Genomic DNA, 15,997 nt, shown 5'->3' with positions numbered 1-15,997 from the left:
GTCTGCAATCTGGCAACTTATTTAGTAATTTCTCTAAACACTGCTTCCAAATTCTTATTCTTTTGGTTGAGTTGTAAAGTTTTCAATCCATTATCGTAGGCAAAGTCAAAAACCGTTGGTCGCATATCTTTATCAGAAACAAAAGTCAATTCCCAAGAGCAACCGTTACTGTTCTTATACGATTTCAAATGTGGAATTTGAGCAATTAGGCCTTCTTCTACTTTCAAATCAAATTCGACTTCAATTACTTGTTCTTTATTGGCGGAAATTAAATTGTCCAGTTTTTTATCGGCAACTATTTGTCCTTTGTCAATAATAATCACTCGGTCGCAAATCGCTTCCACTTCCTGCATGATGTGTGTCGAAAGAAAAACTGTTTTGTCTTGTCCTACGTTTTTAATGACGTTTCTGATTTCAACTAATTGATTTGGATCCAATCCGGTAGTAGGTTCATCCAGAATCAAAACATCTGGATTGTGCAATAAGGCATTGGCAAGTCCCACACGCTGACGATACCCTTTAGACAATTGTCCTATTTTTTTATGGCTTTCAGTTTGTAAACCCGTCAACTGAATCACATCTTCGATTCTTGATTTTTCTACATTATAGACATCGGCATTAAAAGCCAAATACTCTCTCACATACAAATCCAGATACAACGGATTGTGCTCAGGCAAATAGCCAATAGAAAGCTGTACCGATTTTTCCTGGGTGTTTACATCAAAGTCATTGACTAACGCAACACCAGAATCAGCATGAAGATAAGTCGTCAAAATTTTCATCAAGGTCGATTTTCCGGCACCATTAGGCCCTAAAAAACCAACAATCTCTCCTTTTTTAATAGAAAAAGAAATGTTGTCCAATGCTTTTTGAGCACCATAACTTTTGGATATGTTTATAACATCTATTGACATGATTTTCTTTTTGTCACAAAAGTAAATAGAAAAGATTGTTTTATGACAAAGCTGACATATTAATTTAAATTTCGCAATAGCTTAGTAATTAAATACATATTATTATTCTGATAAAATAAATATTAAAAAAAGTGTAATGGCATAGTTATTGAAAATGGCACAGTATTAATTTAAAAAAAAATATCAAAATGAAAAAAGCAATTATTATTGTAGCATTAGTTTTCGCAAGTCTTGCAAACGCTCAAAAAGGATCTGTATTAGTAGCAGGAAATATTGGGTATTATTCAAAAAATACAGGAGATTTAAAATCTAATTATTTCGAATTTGCTCCTAAAGTGGGGTATCAGTTTTCTGAGAATATGACTGTTGGTATTGAAGCAGCTATTGGTAACTCAACTAACTCAAATAGAAACGGAAATACAATTATTGAATATAAAGAAAATGACTTTAAGTTAGGCGCTTTCTTACGTTATTCTCAACCTCTTGCTGGAGTGTTTTCTATTTTTGGTGATTTAGGAGTTGGAATGCAATCTGCTAAGTCGTCTAATAATATACCGTTTTCAAATGATGCAAAAGGTGATGGTTTCTATGTTGGTTTAGTTCCTGCTGTTGGAGTTGATCTAAAAAAAGGATTCTGTCTTAACTTTTCAATTGGAGGATTGGGTTACGATTCATTGAAGTATGACGGAGCGTCAGATGCGACAAATACTTTTGCTTTCACTTTTGGGAAACAAGCAAGTGTTGGAATTTCTAAAAATTTCTAATACTTAATCGTATTTGGTTATCTAAAAAGCACTCGTTTTTCGAGTGCTTTTTTAGTTTAATTGTGGTTTTAAAGATTAAGATTTATACATTTACGTTAAACTAAATCAATATGGGAAATAATCAATCAGGCAGTTTCTTAAAAAATTACAGTAGTATTCTATTACTCCTTGGCGGAATACTCGTTGGTAGTATATTAGGTTTGGTTTTTGGAAATGGAGTAGAAGTCATAAAACCATTGGGAGATATATTCCTGAATTTGCTTTTTACGGCCATCATTCCGTTGGTGTTTTTTACCATTGCTTCTTCCATTGCCAATTTGCAAAAATCCGAAAAACTCGGAAAACTTTTTGGAATAGTCTTAGGGGTATTTCTAACAACAGTAATTATCTCGGCTATTATAATGATTATTGCTGTTTTGATTTTTCCGATTCATCAAGGTATAGTAATCTCAAAAGTAGCATTAGAAAACATTCAGGAAAGCAGCACAGGTTCTCAAATCACGCAATTAGTAACAGTCAATGATTTCTATGAGATATTGTCTCGAAAAAATATGTTGGCGCTCATATTGTTTTCTTTTCTAATCGGTTTTTCGACTTTGCGTGCAGGCGAAAAAGGAAAAGATTTTGCACGTTTTCTTAATTCTGGAAACGAAGTGATGAAACAATTACTGCATCTTATTATGAAAACGGCTCCTATAGGTCTCGGAGCGTATTTTGCATATCAAGTCGGTATCTTTGGACCACAATTGTTTGGAGCATATGCCAAACCATTGGGATTATATTATGCGGTTTGTACTTTTTACTTCATTGTCTTTTTCAGCTTGTATGCTTTTTTCGCAGGAGGAAATCTAGGGCTTAAAATATTTTGGAAAAATAACATCACGCCCGCATTGACAGCAGTGGGAACTTGCAGTAGTATTGCAACTATTCCTGCCAATCTTGAAGCGGCAGAGCAAATGAATATTCCAAGTCACATACGGAATCTTGTAATTCCACTCGGGGCACCCCTGCACAAAGACGGTTCGAGTATGTCGTCGATTGTCAAAATCGCAGTCATTTTCGCCTTATTCGGAAAAGATTTTACGGATCCCTATACTTTATTAACGGCAATCGGTATTACCATAATAGTATCGGTAGTCGAAGGTGGCATTCCAAACGGAGGATATATAGGAGAGATTCTCGCCATAACCGTTTATGGTTTGCCTATGGAACAAGCCTTGCCGGCTGCAATGATTATAGGAACTCTGGTCGACCCCATTGCCACATTGTTGAATGCCAATGGCGATGTAGTCTGTGCAATGGTAGTCACCAGAATCTCCGAAGGCAAGAAATGGATTTCCCAAAGTAATACTTAATGGTATAAAAATATTTTACTACGTCAGTTCGCAAAAGCTCGTGTGGGCGTGCCACCATAAAACAAAGGGACCAACTCATCATACTGGTGATTCGGTCCCTTTGTTTTATGGTGTCGGGCTATCCGCGCTACTTTGGTAGTCAGCTTTTATCCCTCACGCGTGTATATCATCTTTAGATTAACCCAGAAATGAACCTTTTTTCATCAACATCCAAAATAAAAGGATTCAAAAAGCAACTTTTTTACAGAAAATCAGAGTCGCAACCCTTTTGATAGCTTTGGAATTAATAATTTTATCCATTTAAAAAGCTTCTTTTTTATGAAATAATGAATTAAAATCCCTTTTAACAAACGAATCTTTTTTTGTTACATAAAAGATTATTTTTATTTTGGCTGACTCGAAATATGTCTTACATTTGCATTAAATAATTGAATAACAAAGCACACAATGTCTACTAACAGTTTTTATTTTAGCAACTCTTTTTATTTCTTCTTTAGGAAGTAAGGGATTGTGCTATGGTTATTTGAAGAACAAAAAACAAATAAAACTAATATACAATCCTGATGAAAATCAGGATTTTTTTTTGACCCAATGAGAACGAAAATTGCAATACAAGGAATTAAAGGATCTTTCCACCATCAAGTGGCTCAAGACTATTTTTATCAAAACATTGAAGTGGACGAATGTCTGTCTTTTGAGGAATTGGTAGATAGTTTGATGTCTGGGAAATCAGATCAGGCAGTAATGGCTATAGAAAATTCTATTGCTGGACCAATAATTCCAAATTATGCATTGATTGACAAAAACAATTTGCATATTATTGGTGAACATTATCTTGATATTCATCAAAATTTAATGGCGCTGAAAGGACAAAAAATAGAAAACATTCTGGAAGTACATTCTCATCCGATGGCTTTATTACAATGTATGGAGTTTTTGAAAAAATATCCAAACATAAAATTAGTTGAAGACAAGGATACTGCTGAAACCGCTAGAAGAATACACGAAAAACAGCTAAAAGGAATTGCAGCTATAGCTAGTAAAACAGCTTCGGAGATGTATGATTTGGAAATTCTGGCGCCAGAAATCCAAACGATAAATAACAATATGACTCGTTTTGTCATTATCAAAAAGGAAAAAGAATTTGCAGACGAAAATGAAATTAGCAGAGCTTCCATAAAATTTGAATTGGATCATAAAAGAGGAAGTCTTGCAGCAGTACTGAATGTAATGAGTGATTGTAAATTGAATTTAACCAAAATACAATCGTTGCCAAAAATTGAAACGCCTTGGAAGTATTCGTTTTTCGTAGATGTGACTTTCGATAAATACGAAGATTTTGCCAAAGCCAAAAAATTACTAACAATAATGGCCGAATTTTTTAAAGTATTGGGAGAATACAAAAATACCAAACCTTAATCAGTCTTAAAGTCAAAAGTTAGAAAGTCAAAAATAAAAAAAGCATATAGCTTAAAGCCTAAAGCCTAAAAAAATGATTACAACAGCAAAACGTCTCGATATAATTGAAGAATACTATTTCTCATCCAAGTTGAGAGAAGTGAGACAATTGGCCTCAGAGGGAAAACCAATTATCAATATGGGAATTGGTAGCCCAGATTTGAAGCCATCAAAAGCAGTTATGGATGCCGTAATTTCGGCAATGCATGATGAGAATGCACATCAATACCAAAGTTATCAAGGATTGCCAGAACTTAGAAAAGGAATGGCCGATTTTTATCAAAATAATTATGGTGTTACCTTGGATCCTAATGTGGAAATTTTGCCATTAATTGGTTCTAAAGAAGGGATTATGCATATTTCTATGGCTTTCTTGAATGAAGGTGATCACGTTTTGATTCCAAATCCTGGTTATCCAACTTATAGTTCAGTCACAAATTTAGTTGGAGCCGTTCCTGTTTATTACGATTTGAAAGAAGTGAATAATTGGGAGCCAGATTTTGACGCCTTAGAAAAATTGGATTTGTCAAAAGTGAAAATCATGTGGATCGGTTATCCACACATGCCTACGGGAGCAAGAGGAAGTTTGGAATTGTTTGAAAAACTAGTGGCTTTTGCGAAAAAGCACCATATTTTATTAGTTAATGATAATCCGTATAGTTTTGTTTTGAATGATAAACCGATGAGTTTGTTGCAGGTAGAAGGTGCTAAAGAAGTGGCTTTGGAACTGAACTCTTTGAGTAAAACGTTCAATATGGCAGGCTGGAGAGTTGGAATGGTTTTGGGAAGTGCAAAACTGATCGATTCGGTTCTTAAAGTAAAAAGCAACATGGACAGCGGAATGTTCTACGGAATCCAAAAAGGGGCCGTTGAAGCTTTGAAAAGCGACCAATCCTGGTTTGACTCGATGAACGAAGTGTATAAAAAGCGTCGTGTACTTACTGAGCAATTGGCTGAAAAATTAGGTTGCGAAGTGTACAAAGAAGGTGTTGGACTATTTGTTTGGGCCAAATTGCCTGAAGGAATAGCATCTGCGGAGGATTTTATTGATAAAATATTATACGAGAAACATATTTTTATAACGCCGGGTACCATTTTTGGTAGCAATGGAGAAGGTTACATCCGATTTGCACTTTGTGTAAAAGAGGAGAAAGTACAGGAAGCTATTGATCGATTTTAGAAACGTAGCCCTAAAATAAAATTTCTGAAAAAACGGAATGCCTAGCCCTGATAGAAGTGAAAATCCTTTTACTTTTTTCTTTAAAAAGTAAAAGATTGCAACGGATAGCAGGATTAGCTCCAAAAAAATAGAACATGAATATATACGTAATAGGTGTTGGATTAATAGGGGGATCAATAGCATTGGACGCTAAAGGTTTGAATCCCGATGCCAAAATTTTTGGAATTGACAGTAATGAAAAGCATCTGCAGGAAGCTATAGCGCTTGGAGTTATTGATGAAGCAGCAACGTTTGATGACTTGTACAAAGCGGATTTTGTGATTGTTTCGGTTCCAGTGGATACGGCGATTGTGGTCTTGCCAACGGTATTGGATTTAATTTCGGATTCGGCTATTGTTTTTGATGTGGGTTCGACCAAAACACCAATATGTGAAGCGGTTTCGGGACATCCAAGAAGAAGGAATTTTGTTGCAACTCATCCTATTGCAGGAACAGAGTTTTCGGGACCATCTGCGGCTATTAGAGGGTTGTTTAATGGGAAAACAAATATCATCTGCGAAGTTGAAAAAACGACTTTCAAATTACAGGAAAAAGCATTGTGGCTTTTTGCGGCAATCGGAATGAGAATCCGCTATATGGATCCGAAATCGCATGATAAACATATTGCTTATGTGTCGCATTTATCACATATCAGTTCGTTTATGCTTGGGAAAACGGTAATCAATAAGGAAAAAGACGAGCAGGATATTTTTGATATGGCAGGTTCCGGTTTTGAAAGTACCGTTCGTTTGGCCAAAAGTTCGCCAGCAATGTGGACACCGATTTTTAAACAAAACAAAAAGCAGGTGGTAAAAACATTGGAAGAATATATTTCAAATTTATCCAAGTTTAAGGAGCTTTTGGTAAATGATGATTACGAAGCGATCTATCATGAAATGGAAAGCGTCAACCGAATTAAGGAAATATTGAACGGAATGAATGCCAAAAAACAGCATTAATCTGTTTAGATAAAAATAAAAATAGAACAACAAAATAAAGTAGTAGTAAGCAATTAATAATAAAGATCTCTCTTGCTCCTTTCAGTTGTTTGGGGAGTTCCGATAGCTATCGGGAGGAGAGAGAAAAAAAGAAAAATTTTAGAAAAGATGGAAAACAAGAAAGAAATGAGAGATTGGTTGAACGAGTTCAAATTGTCTCATCCATTTGTAATAGCAGGACCTTGTAGTGCTGAAACAGAAGAGCAAGTTTTGAAAATTGCTCACGAATTGAAAGATTCAGACGTAAGCGTTTTTAGAGCGGGTATTTGGAAACCAAGAACACGTCCAGGAGGATTTGAAGGTGTCGGAGAGATTGGATTGAAATGGTTGAAAAAAGCCAAAGCGGAAACAGGTTTGCTTATGGGTACAGAGGTTGCAACTGCAGCTCACTGTAAATTGGCCTTGGAAAATGATATTGATGTTTTATGGGTTGGAGCTCGTACAACGGCAAATCCTTTTGCTGTTCAGGAAATCGCCGATACATTAAAAGGAACGGATAAAATCGTATTGATTAAAAACCCTGTAAATCCAGATATGGCTTTATGGTTGGGTGGTGTAGAGCGTTTGTATGCTGCAGGAATCAAGAAATTGGGAGTAATCCACAGAGGTTTTTCTACTTACGAAAAAACAAAATACAGAAACATTCCAGAATGGCAGATTGCTATCGAATTGCAAAATAAATTTCCCGATTTGCCTTTGATTATCGATCCATCGCATATTACAGGAAACCGTGATATGATTCTTGAAGTGACTCAAGAAGCATTGGATTTAAATTATGACGGTATGATTATTGAAACTCATAATGATCCAGACAATGCGTGGAGTGATGCTGCTCAACAAGTAACTCCTGCTGCCTTGAAACAGATTTTCAAAGATTTGAAAGTGAGAAAAGTGAGTGGAGACACTGATGAGTTTACAAGTAAAATGACCAAATTAAGAGCTAATATCGATGTGCTTGATGCTAACTTATTAGACTTATTAGGAAAAAGAATGAAAGTGGCTGACGAAATCGGACAAGTGAAAAAAGAAAATAACGTTGCCATTCTTCAAAACAATCGTTGGAATGAAATCCAGGAAAAAATGATTGCCGAAGGTGCCAAAAAAGGATTGACAGAAGAATTCATAGTTAAATTGTTCAAAAATATCCACCAAGAAAGTATTGGTCACCAAGAAAAAATCTTGAATTCGTAAGTAGAATACAAGTTTAGATAGTTTAGAAAGGTTTAGAAGTTTAGTTTAAAAACTAAAGTCTAAACTTTTCTTGTTTTTAACGCTTAAGTTTTAGGAAAGGATTGATGATTGCAACTAAACCTTCTAAACTTTTCTTACTTAAGTTTTAGAAGAGAATTAATGATTTTTTATTTCATACTGAGGGAATCTAAACCTTCTAAACTCCTAACCCTTCTAAACTTTTTTAATCCTAAAACAAATTACTACCTTTGCCGAATGACAGGACTCGTTTACAAATCTACAGGAAGTTGGTACACCGTAAAATCCGAACAAGGAGATTTTATAGAATGCCGTATGAAAGGGAAATTCCGAATCAAAGGGATTAAAAGCACCAATCCAATTGCTGTGGGTGATATTGTCGATTATGAGCTAGAAGAAACCTCGGATACTGTTACGGGGACGATTCATAATATTCACGAAAGAAAGAATTATATCGTTCGTAAGGCGGTGAATTTATCGCATCAAATGCATATCATTGCGTCCAATATAGATAGAGTATTTCTGTTGGTAACCGTAAACAATCCACCAACCACATTCAACTTTATTGACCGTTTTTTGGTAACTGCCGAAGCTTATGGAATTGAAGCTATTTTGGTTTTTAATAAAATAGATACTTTGGATGAGGTTACGCTTGATGAACAGTTGTATATGCAACATGTGTATCAGGAAATAGGATATAAATGTTTGCGAGTTTCGGCTGCAGAAATGAAGGGTGTTGAAGCTTTACAGGAATTAATGAAGGGAAAAGTAAGTATGTTCTCTGGACATTCAGGTGTGGGGAAATCAACTTTGGTAAATGCTATGGAGCCTTCTTTGCATTTAAAAACTAAAACAATATCTGAAGCAAGTAAACAAGGGCAACACACGACGACTTTTGCAGAGATGTATGATTTGTCTTTTGGAGCAAAAATTATAGATACTCCAGGAATCAAAGGTTTTGGAATGGTCGATATGGATCCGGCAGAGATTGGCGGATATTTCCCTGAATTTTTCAAATTGAAGGACCAATGCAAGTTCAACAATTGTTTGCATAAAGAAGAACCACATTGTGCCATAAAAGCTGCTTTAGAAAAAGATGAGATTGCTTGGTCTCGTTATAACAGTTATCTAAAAATTCTTGAAGGGGATGATGAACATTATCGTACAGATGATTACAATGAGGATAGAATTATTAGTGATAAATCTAGAGAGTAGTCAAATGTCTAAAGTCTTAAAGTCGAATGTTAGACGACTTTTGACTTTCGACTTTCAAACATTAAGGCTTAAATAATGAAAGTTGTTATTCAAAGAGTTTCCTCCGCCTCAGTAACCATCGATTCTAAAATTGTGGCAGATATACAGAAAGGCTTACTTGTTTTGGTCGGTATGGAAGATGCCGATACACAAGAGGACATCAATTGGCTTTGCCAAAAAATTGTAAATCTTCGCATTTTTGGAGATGAAAATGAAGTAATGAATCTTTCCGTAAAAGATATTGATGGCGAAATAATTGTTGTTTCTCAATTCACTCTTCATGCCCTGACTAAAAAAGGCAATCGTCCCTCTTATATAAAAGCCTCAAAACCCGAAATTGCAATTCCTTTATATGAAAGTTTTGTAAAACAAATGGAAAAAGAATTGGGTAAAAAAGTACAAACAGGAATTTTTGGTGCCGATATGAAAGTGTTATTGCTGAATGATGGCCCAGTTACTATTCAAATCGACAGTAAAAATAAAGAATAATTTTAGCTTTTATTTAAACGAAATTTTCTTATATTTCGGAGCTAAATCTTTTTTATGTCCTACAAATTTCTCTCTTCTATTACTTCAATTTTTTTATTTACTACAACATTTCTTTTTGCCCAAAAAAGCGATTACAGTACTCTAACTATTTCCGATTCACTAAAAGAAAATGCCAATGCAGTTGTTCGTTTGAACCAAATTGATATAATAATTGCTTCTCAACGCAGTATGAATATCAAAAATAAACGAGTTGTAACAGTCTTGAATGAAAATGGCTTAGGTGCTATTGAAGCGTATGAAAATTACGACAAGTCTAGTCCTGTCAAAAATATATTGGCAACGGTTTATGATGCTTCTGGAAAGGAAATCAAAAAAATAAAGAGAGGGGATTTCAGAGATGTAAGTGCTGTAAGCGGGAGTACTCTTTTTTCGGAGAGCCGCTATATTTACTTAGATTATACACCAATACAATATCCGTTTACAGTTGTTTTTGAAAGCGAAACAGAAACATCCAATACTGCTTTCATTCCGCAATGGATGCCTTTGAATGATTATGCTGTAAGTATAGAAAAAAGCATTCTGAACATAAGTTATCCTTCAAACCTCAGTTTTAAATATAAGGAATTTAATTTCTCGAATTTTAATGTCAAAAAAACGATAGAAACTTCGACACAACTTTCTTATACAGCATCAAAAATGTTGGCTCAAAAAGAAGAAACAGCAAGTCCTTCGATTAGTTATCTTTTTCCAAGAGTAATGATGGGATTGGAATTATTTCATCTTGAAGGGGTGGATGGAACAGCTAAAACGTGGACAGAATTTGGAAAATGGTACAGCGAAAAAATTCTGCAGGGAACTACTGATTTATCAGAAGAAACCAAAGTTAAAATCAAAGCTTTGGTAGGTGCCGAAACCGACCCTATTAAGAAGGCACAAATCATTTATAAATATGTTCAGGAAAAATCAAGATATGTGAATATAAGTATTGGTATTGGGGGTTGGAAACCAATGCAGGCCAGTGATGTTGATCGTTTGGGCTATGGGGATTGTAAGGCATTGAGTAATTATACCAAAGCACTTCTTAGTGCGGTGGATGTGCCCTCTTACAATGTAATTTTATATGGTAATCCAAGAAAGCGTGATATTGAAACTGATTTTGTTTCAATGCAAGGAAATCATATGATTTTGGCTATACCCAATAAAGATAAATATGTTTTTTTAGAGTGTACCAGTCAAGTTGATCCTTTTGGTTATCAAGGAACGTTTACAGATGACAGAAATGTTTTGGTTGTAAAACCAGAAGGAGGAGAGATTGTAAGAACAAAAGTTTATGAAGATACGGGCAATACACAAGTAAGCAAAGGGGCTTATTCGATTGCAGAAAATGGCGATTTATCAGGGAAAGTAGGAATAGTTTCTGAAGGTTCTCAATACAATCAAAAATTTAATAATGATAAACTTTCTCCAACAGAAATGGAGAAATTCTATAAAGATTATTGGAGCACCATTAATAATTTAAAAATTAAAAAAGTCACTTTTAAAAATGATACTGAAAAAATAAGTTTTACAGAAAATGCAGAAATAAGTGCAGTGAATTATGGAAACGTATCAGTCAATAAAATGATGTTTGCCGTAAATGCCTTTAATCCATTAATTCAAAGTGTCAAACGAATTCGAAGCAGAAAAAATCCTTTAGAGATTCAAAGAGGCTCAGTAGATATCGATGAAATAGAAATTGCTTTACCAGTTAATTTCTCGGTCGAATTCCTTCCTCAGGATGTTGAGATTAATGGAAAATTCGGTGAATATAAAACTGAGATTATAAAAAAAGATAACAATAATATCGTTTACAAACGAAAATTCTTTTTGAAAAAAGGTTTGTACACTAATAAAGAATACGATGAATTCCGCCTTTTTATGGAACAAATTTCCAGAAACGATAACGCCAAAATAATTTTAACCAAATCCTAATTACAAAATGAAAACCAAACACTTAACCCTTTTATTGTTATTAACTCTATTTTGTTTCAATGCAAATGCTCAAGAATTTAAACTAGGAAAAGTTTCTATTGCTGAATTGGAACAAAAAGTTCACCCTAAAGACACGGCTGCTGTTGCAGCAATATTGTTTAAAACTGGTTCAACTAAATTTGAATATATGCAAGGAGAAGGTTTTAGAGTGATTACGGAAGTGGCTATGCGTATTAAAATTTATAAAAAGGATGGGTATGATTGGGCTAATAAAGAAGTACGATTTATATCAGGAGGTAGTTCAATTAAAGAAAGTGTTTCGTTTTCGGATGTGATTACCTATAATTTAGAGGCAGGAAAAATTGAAAAAATAAAGCTAAAAAGTGAAGGGGAGTTTGAGGAAAAGGTGAATAGATATTGGAGTAAAAAGAAAATTACCTTGCCCAATGTTAAAGAGGGATCAATATTAGAATTTAGATATACCATACGAACAAATAATATAGGAATGTTGAGGGAGTTCGATTTTCAAACCAATATTCCTGTAGATTATGCAGAGTATAAAACCTATGTGCCGGAATATTTTATTTACAATACTAAAATGAAAGGATTTGTTACGCCACAAATCAATGTTGAAAAATCTTCAAAATCATTTGTGATTACCAGCAAGGAGAGAACAGAGTCTGGTCATGTTTCTCAGACTAATTTTTCAAGTGATAAGATTGATTATCAAGAAACTAAAACTACCTATATTGCGAGAAACCTACCAGCCATGAAGGAGGAAGTATTCGTGAATAATATTGATAATTATACCACAAGTCTAGTACAGGAATTGTCGATGACTAAATATCCAAATGAGCCACTGAAGCCTTATTCTACAGACTGGGATGCCGTAGTAAAAACCATTTATGACAATGATGATTTTGGACCAGAACTTAATAAAACAGGTTATTTTGAAGATGATTTAAAGGCGGTTACAGCGGGATTAACAGCTCAGGATGAAATTATTTCAGTAATTCTAAATTATGTGAAATCAACAGTAAAATGGAATGATTATAATGGTTATTCATGCGATGATGGGGTTAAAAAAGCATATAAAGACAAGACAGGTAATGTGGCAGAAATTAATTTAATGCTTACTGCTATGTTACGCACCGCGGGGTTAAAGGCAAATCCTGTTTTGGTTAGTACGCGAGCAAATGGGATTTCAATTTTTCCTAATCGAGGCGCATTCAATTATGTTATTGCGGCTGTTGAAACTCCTGAAGGATTGATATTGTTGGATGCAACAAGTAAATTTTCGACTCCAAATGTATTGCCTTTTAGGGATTTAAATTGGATGGGTAGATTAATTAGAAAAGATGGAACATCAGAAGAAGTCGATTTGATGCCTACAAAAGCTTCAGATGATAATGTAACGATGATGTATTCAATTGATGCCACCGGTAAAATTACGGGTAAATTAAGACGTCAACGAACCAATCATAATGCTATGAGTTTTAGATCGGAGATAGAAAACATAAAAGAGGAGGAATATTTGGAAAAATTTGAAAATGAGAACGAAAAAATTGAAATTTCAGATTATTTAAGGACAAATGAGAAGGATGTTAAAAAGCCAATTGTAGAAACCTGCTCTTTTACAGGGACAAATTTATGTGAGATCATTGGCGAAAAAATGTATATTAATCCATTGTTGTTTTTTACCAAAGAACATAATCCATTTAAACAAGAGGTTAGAGAATATCCTATTGATTATGGGTTCCCGTTTATAGACAAATATGCAATAAATATTGATATTCCAGATGGCTATGTGATAGAAACACTTCCAAAATCATCTGTGTTTAATATGGAGGATAATATTGGTAGCTTTAAATTTATAGCAAATGCCACTGGAAGCAATATACAGTTATCCATTAGTCATCAAATTAATACACCAATTGTTTCTCCGGAATATTATACTACACTAAAAGAATATTATCAAGGTATGATTGCTAAGCAAACTGAAAAAATCGTTTTAAAGAAAGCATAAATAATGAGAAACTTTAAATCCGTTTTAGGTTTATTGATTTTGTTTTCTTTTATAAAGTTAAACGCTCAAAACTTTGAATTAGGGAAAGTATCTGTGGCAGAATTAAAAGAAAAGCAACATTCCAAAGACACAAGTGCTGTCGCTGCGGTTTTGTTTAAAAACGGTAAAACTAGTTTCGATTATTCTTTAAAGAATGGATTTGTAGCAATCACAGAAGTGACTATGCGTATTAAAATCTATAAAAAGGAAGGATCAGATTGGGCTAATTTTACCTTGCCTTATTATGTGGGGTATGAAAATTACAATGACGATGTTGTTAAATTTTCGAATGCAGCAACTTATAATCTTGAGAATGGTTCAATTGTAAAAACAAAACTTAATAGTGAAGGAAGTTTTAAAAAAAATGTAAATGAATATTGGAATGAAGCTTGGATAACGTTGCCTAACGTAAAAGTGGGCTCAGTTATTGAATTTAAATACGTTTTAAAAACAGAAAATATCGTTAAGTTTCCAGTTTTCAATTTTCAGGATAAAATTCCAGTAAATTACGCTGAATATACTACCAACATTCCTTATTTTTTCACCTATAAACCTATTCAAGTTGGTTTTATTGATATTAAAATGGATTCAAAGGTGGTGGGCGGAAGTTTTTCTTTTGATGATAAAAATTCCCAAACCGTTAATTTGAGTTTCAGACAATTGAAGACAAAATATACTGCAGAAAATATTCCAGCTTTAAAAGAGGAAAATTTTGTGGATAACATTCAAAATTATCAATCTTCTCTCCATCACGAACTTGAAAAGACAAATTTTCCGGATGAAAAAGAAAAGAATTATTCCAAAGATTGGGATGGTGTAGCTAAAACTATTTATGCGGATAAAGAATTTGGAATTGAATTACAAGAAGGTTCATATCTTCTAAATGATCTGAAGACGATTTTAAAAGACATTGATTCCAAGGAAGAAAGACTTGCAGTAGTTTTTAAATTTGTTCAAAACAGAATGAACTGGAATAATGACAATGGGTATTATACAGATAAAGGTGTTAAGAAGGCTTATATTGACAAAACAGGAAATGTAGCCGAAATAAATTTTATTCTCATCTCTATGTTAAAATTGGCCGGACTGGATGCAAGTCCCGTTTTAGTCAGTACTCGTGAACATGGTATTCCTGTTTTTCCCAATAGAACCGTTTTCAATTATGTTGTCGCAGCTGTTGTTGTTGATGGGAAGCAGGTTTTATTGGATGCAACACATAAATACACCACACAAAACATCTTGCCTTTGAATGTTTTAAACTGGAAAGGGCGACTCATTAAGCAAGAAGGAATTTCTCAAGAAATTGATTTAGTGCCTACAAAACCATCTGGTAAATATTATACTTTGATGGTAAAAATGGATAAGACAGGTAAAATGGAAGGAAAGTATAGATTTCAAATGACGGATTATGATGCCTACAGTTTTAGAGAAAAATATGCAGAAATCAATACGGATACTTACCTGGAAAAGATAGAAAATGACTTTGGTGGTATTAAAATCCAAGATTATTCAATTGATAATAAAAAGACTGATTTAGCAAATCCTATTCTAGAAAATTTTACTTTTACGGCTAGTAATTATTGTGATATTATTGGAGACAAAGTATACATCAATCCGATGTTGTTTTTTACTCAATCTCATAATCCTTTTGTTCAGGAAAAAAGACAAATGCCGATTTATTTTGGTTACCCAAAGCAAGAAAAATATAACATCAGCTTTGAAATACCGGAAGGGTACATTGTGGAATCGATTCCTCAACCGATGAAGATTTCGACAGAAGGTAAAGAGTTATCTTTTTCTGTTAATACATTTTCCCAAGGGAATAAAATACTCATTTTAGTCGTGAAGGAAAATAGTATGGCTATAGCTTCTGCTGATTTTTATGAGCCAATTAAGGAGTTTTATCAAAAAATGATTGACAAGCAAAACGAAAAAATAGTTCTAAAGAAAATTCAACCATGAACCTAAAAAATGCCCAACAAGACGTAGATACTTGGATCAAAGAACACGGAGTTCGCTATTTTAATGAATTGACCAATATGGCACAACTTACTGAAGAAGTAGGTGAAGTAGCCCGAATCATTGCCCGCCGATACGGAGAACAATCCGAAAAGGAAAGTGATAAAAACAAAGACCTTGGCGAAGAATTGGCCGATGTTGTTTTTGTGGTTTTGTGTTTGGCCAATCAAACAGGAATCGATTTGCAAGCCGCTTTTGACAAGAAGATGGATTTAAAATCCGTTCGAGACAAAGACCGACACAAAAACAACGATAAACTAAAATAATGTTATAAGTCAGGGC

Annotated in this window: 13 protein-coding genes; 12 read left to right on the top strand and 1 reads right to left on the bottom strand. The window is 34.1% G+C overall.

Translation table 11 applies throughout. The annotated features are described in order from the left end of the window. Positions 1-17 precede the first annotated feature (17 nt). Positions 18-914 carry a gliding motility-associated ABC transporter ATP-binding subunit GldA gene (gene gldA / locus DOS84_RS15950; RefSeq protein ID WP_111411106.1) on the bottom strand — a complete coding sequence of 299 codons (897 nt, stop codon included), beginning with the start codon at positions 912-914 and terminating at the stop codon, positions 18-20. A 188-nt stretch (positions 915-1,102) separates the two neighbouring features. Here gldA and DOS84_RS15945 point away from each other — a divergent pair, with 188 nt between their 5' ends. The 12 genes from DOS84_RS15945 to DOS84_RS15890 all read left to right on the top strand — a co-directional run bounded on the left by DOS84_RS15945 (position 1,103) and on the right by DOS84_RS15890 (position 15,981). Then, positions 1,103-1,678 (top strand): outer membrane beta-barrel protein, encoded by a 576-nt coding sequence (locus tag DOS84_RS15945; RefSeq protein ID WP_111411105.1) that lies wholly within the window; start codon positions 1,103-1,105, stop codon positions 1,676-1,678. Positions 1,679-1,788: 110 nt separating this feature from the next. Continuing rightward, the gene (locus tag DOS84_RS15940) at positions 1,789-3,033 is read left to right on the top strand and encodes a dicarboxylate/amino acid:cation symporter (protein ID WP_111411104.1); all 1,245 of its coding nucleotides are present in this window, start codon (positions 1,789-1,791) and stop codon (positions 3,031-3,033) included. 591 nt (positions 3,034-3,624) lie between these two features. Then, a complete protein-coding gene (locus DOS84_RS15935; protein WP_111411103.1) occupies positions 3,625-4,452 on the top strand; it encodes a prephenate dehydratase in 828 nt (275 codons plus the stop codon). Positions 4,453-4,525: 73 nt separating this feature from the next. After that, positions 4,526-5,671: a pyridoxal phosphate-dependent aminotransferase gene (locus tag DOS84_RS15930; protein WP_111411102.1), complete on the top strand. Its 1,146-nt coding sequence runs from the start codon at positions 4,526-4,528 to the stop codon at positions 5,669-5,671. A gap of 134 nt (positions 5,672-5,805) precedes the next feature. Further along, entirely contained in the window at positions 5,806-6,669 is an 864-nt protein-coding gene (locus tag DOS84_RS15925; RefSeq protein WP_111411101.1) for a prephenate dehydrogenase, read from the top strand. Positions 6,670-6,816: 147 nt separating this feature from the next. After that, positions 6,817-7,899 (top strand): bifunctional 3-deoxy-7-phosphoheptulonate synthase/chorismate mutase type II, encoded by a 1,083-nt coding sequence (locus DOS84_RS15920; protein WP_111411100.1) that lies wholly within the window; start codon positions 6,817-6,819, stop codon positions 7,897-7,899. A 255-nt stretch (positions 7,900-8,154) separates the two neighbouring features. Continuing rightward, positions 8,155-9,132 (top strand): ribosome small subunit-dependent GTPase A, encoded by a 978-nt coding sequence (gene rsgA / locus DOS84_RS15915; RefSeq protein WP_111411099.1) that lies wholly within the window; start codon positions 8,155-8,157, stop codon positions 9,130-9,132. A 75-nt stretch (positions 9,133-9,207) separates the two neighbouring features. Beyond that, positions 9,208-9,660 carry a D-aminoacyl-tRNA deacylase gene (dtd, locus tag DOS84_RS15910; protein WP_111411098.1) on the top strand — a complete coding sequence of 151 codons (453 nt, stop codon included), beginning with the start codon at positions 9,208-9,210 and terminating at the stop codon, positions 9,658-9,660. Between the two features lie 54 nt (positions 9,661-9,714). Then, entirely contained in the window at positions 9,715-11,631 is a 1,917-nt protein-coding gene (locus DOS84_RS15905) for a DUF3857 domain-containing protein (protein WP_111411097.1), read from the top strand. Between the two features lie 7 nt (positions 11,632-11,638). Continuing rightward, the gene (locus DOS84_RS15900; protein ID WP_111411096.1) at positions 11,639-13,657 is read left to right on the top strand and encodes a DUF3857 domain-containing protein; all 2,019 of its coding nucleotides are present in this window, start codon (positions 11,639-11,641) and stop codon (positions 13,655-13,657) included. Positions 13,658-13,660: 3 nt separating this feature from the next. After that, positions 13,661-15,658, top strand: coding sequence for a DUF3857 domain-containing protein (locus tag DOS84_RS15895; protein WP_111411095.1), 1,998 nt, complete (start codon positions 13,661-13,663; stop codon positions 15,656-15,658). Next, positions 15,655-15,981 carry a nucleotide pyrophosphohydrolase gene (locus DOS84_RS15890; protein ID WP_077373631.1) on the top strand — a complete coding sequence of 109 codons (327 nt, stop codon included), beginning with the start codon at positions 15,655-15,657 and terminating at the stop codon, positions 15,979-15,981. Before DOS84_RS15895 ends, DOS84_RS15890 begins: the two co-directional genes overlap by 4 nt. Positions 15,982-15,997 lie beyond the last annotated feature (16 nt).

Origin of the sequence: Flavobacterium aquariorum, assembly GCF_003254745.1 — a bacterium.
GTDB lineage: Bacteria > Bacteroidota > Bacteroidia > Flavobacteriales > Flavobacteriaceae > Flavobacterium > Flavobacterium aquariorum.
Note: the sequence above shows the minus strand (reverse complement) of the source record. Positions and strands in the feature narration are given on the sequence as shown.

Excerpts from the sequence above, each read along its gene's own strand:
- gldA (WP_111411106.1), bottom strand. The coding sequence starts at position 914 with ATGTCAATAGATGTTATAAACATATCCAAAAGTTATGGTGCTCAAAAA.
- DOS84_RS15900 (WP_111411096.1), top strand. The coding sequence starts at position 11,639 with ATGAAAACCAAACACTTAACCCTTTTATTGTTATTAACTCTATTTTGT.
- DOS84_RS15940 (WP_111411104.1), top strand. The coding sequence starts at position 1,789 with ATGGGAAATAATCAATCAGGCAGTTTCTTAAAAAATTACAGTAGTATT.
- DOS84_RS15935 (WP_111411103.1), top strand. The coding sequence starts at position 3,625 with ATGAGAACGAAAATTGCAATACAAGGAATTAAAGGATCTTTCCACCAT.
- rsgA (WP_111411099.1), top strand. The coding sequence starts at position 8,155 with ATGACAGGACTCGTTTACAAATCTACAGGAAGTTGGTACACCGTAAAA.
- DOS84_RS15890 (WP_077373631.1), top strand. The coding sequence starts at position 15,655 with ATGAACCTAAAAAATGCCCAACAAGACGTAGATACTTGGATCAAAGAA.
- DOS84_RS15905 (WP_111411097.1), top strand. The coding sequence starts at position 9,715 with ATGTCCTACAAATTTCTCTCTTCTATTACTTCAATTTTTTTATTTACT.
- DOS84_RS15895 (WP_111411095.1), top strand. The coding sequence starts at position 13,661 with ATGAGAAACTTTAAATCCGTTTTAGGTTTATTGATTTTGTTTTCTTTT.
- DOS84_RS15930 (WP_111411102.1), top strand. The coding sequence starts at position 4,526 with ATGATTACAACAGCAAAACGTCTCGATATAATTGAAGAATACTATTTC.
- DOS84_RS15925 (WP_111411101.1), top strand. The coding sequence starts at position 5,806 with ATGAATATATACGTAATAGGTGTTGGATTAATAGGGGGATCAATAGCA.
- DOS84_RS15920 (WP_111411100.1), top strand. The coding sequence starts at position 6,817 with ATGGAAAACAAGAAAGAAATGAGAGATTGGTTGAACGAGTTCAAATTG.
- dtd (WP_111411098.1), top strand. The coding sequence starts at position 9,208 with ATGAAAGTTGTTATTCAAAGAGTTTCCTCCGCCTCAGTAACCATCGAT.
- DOS84_RS15945 (WP_111411105.1), top strand. The coding sequence starts at position 1,103 with ATGAAAAAAGCAATTATTATTGTAGCATTAGTTTTCGCAAGTCTTGCA.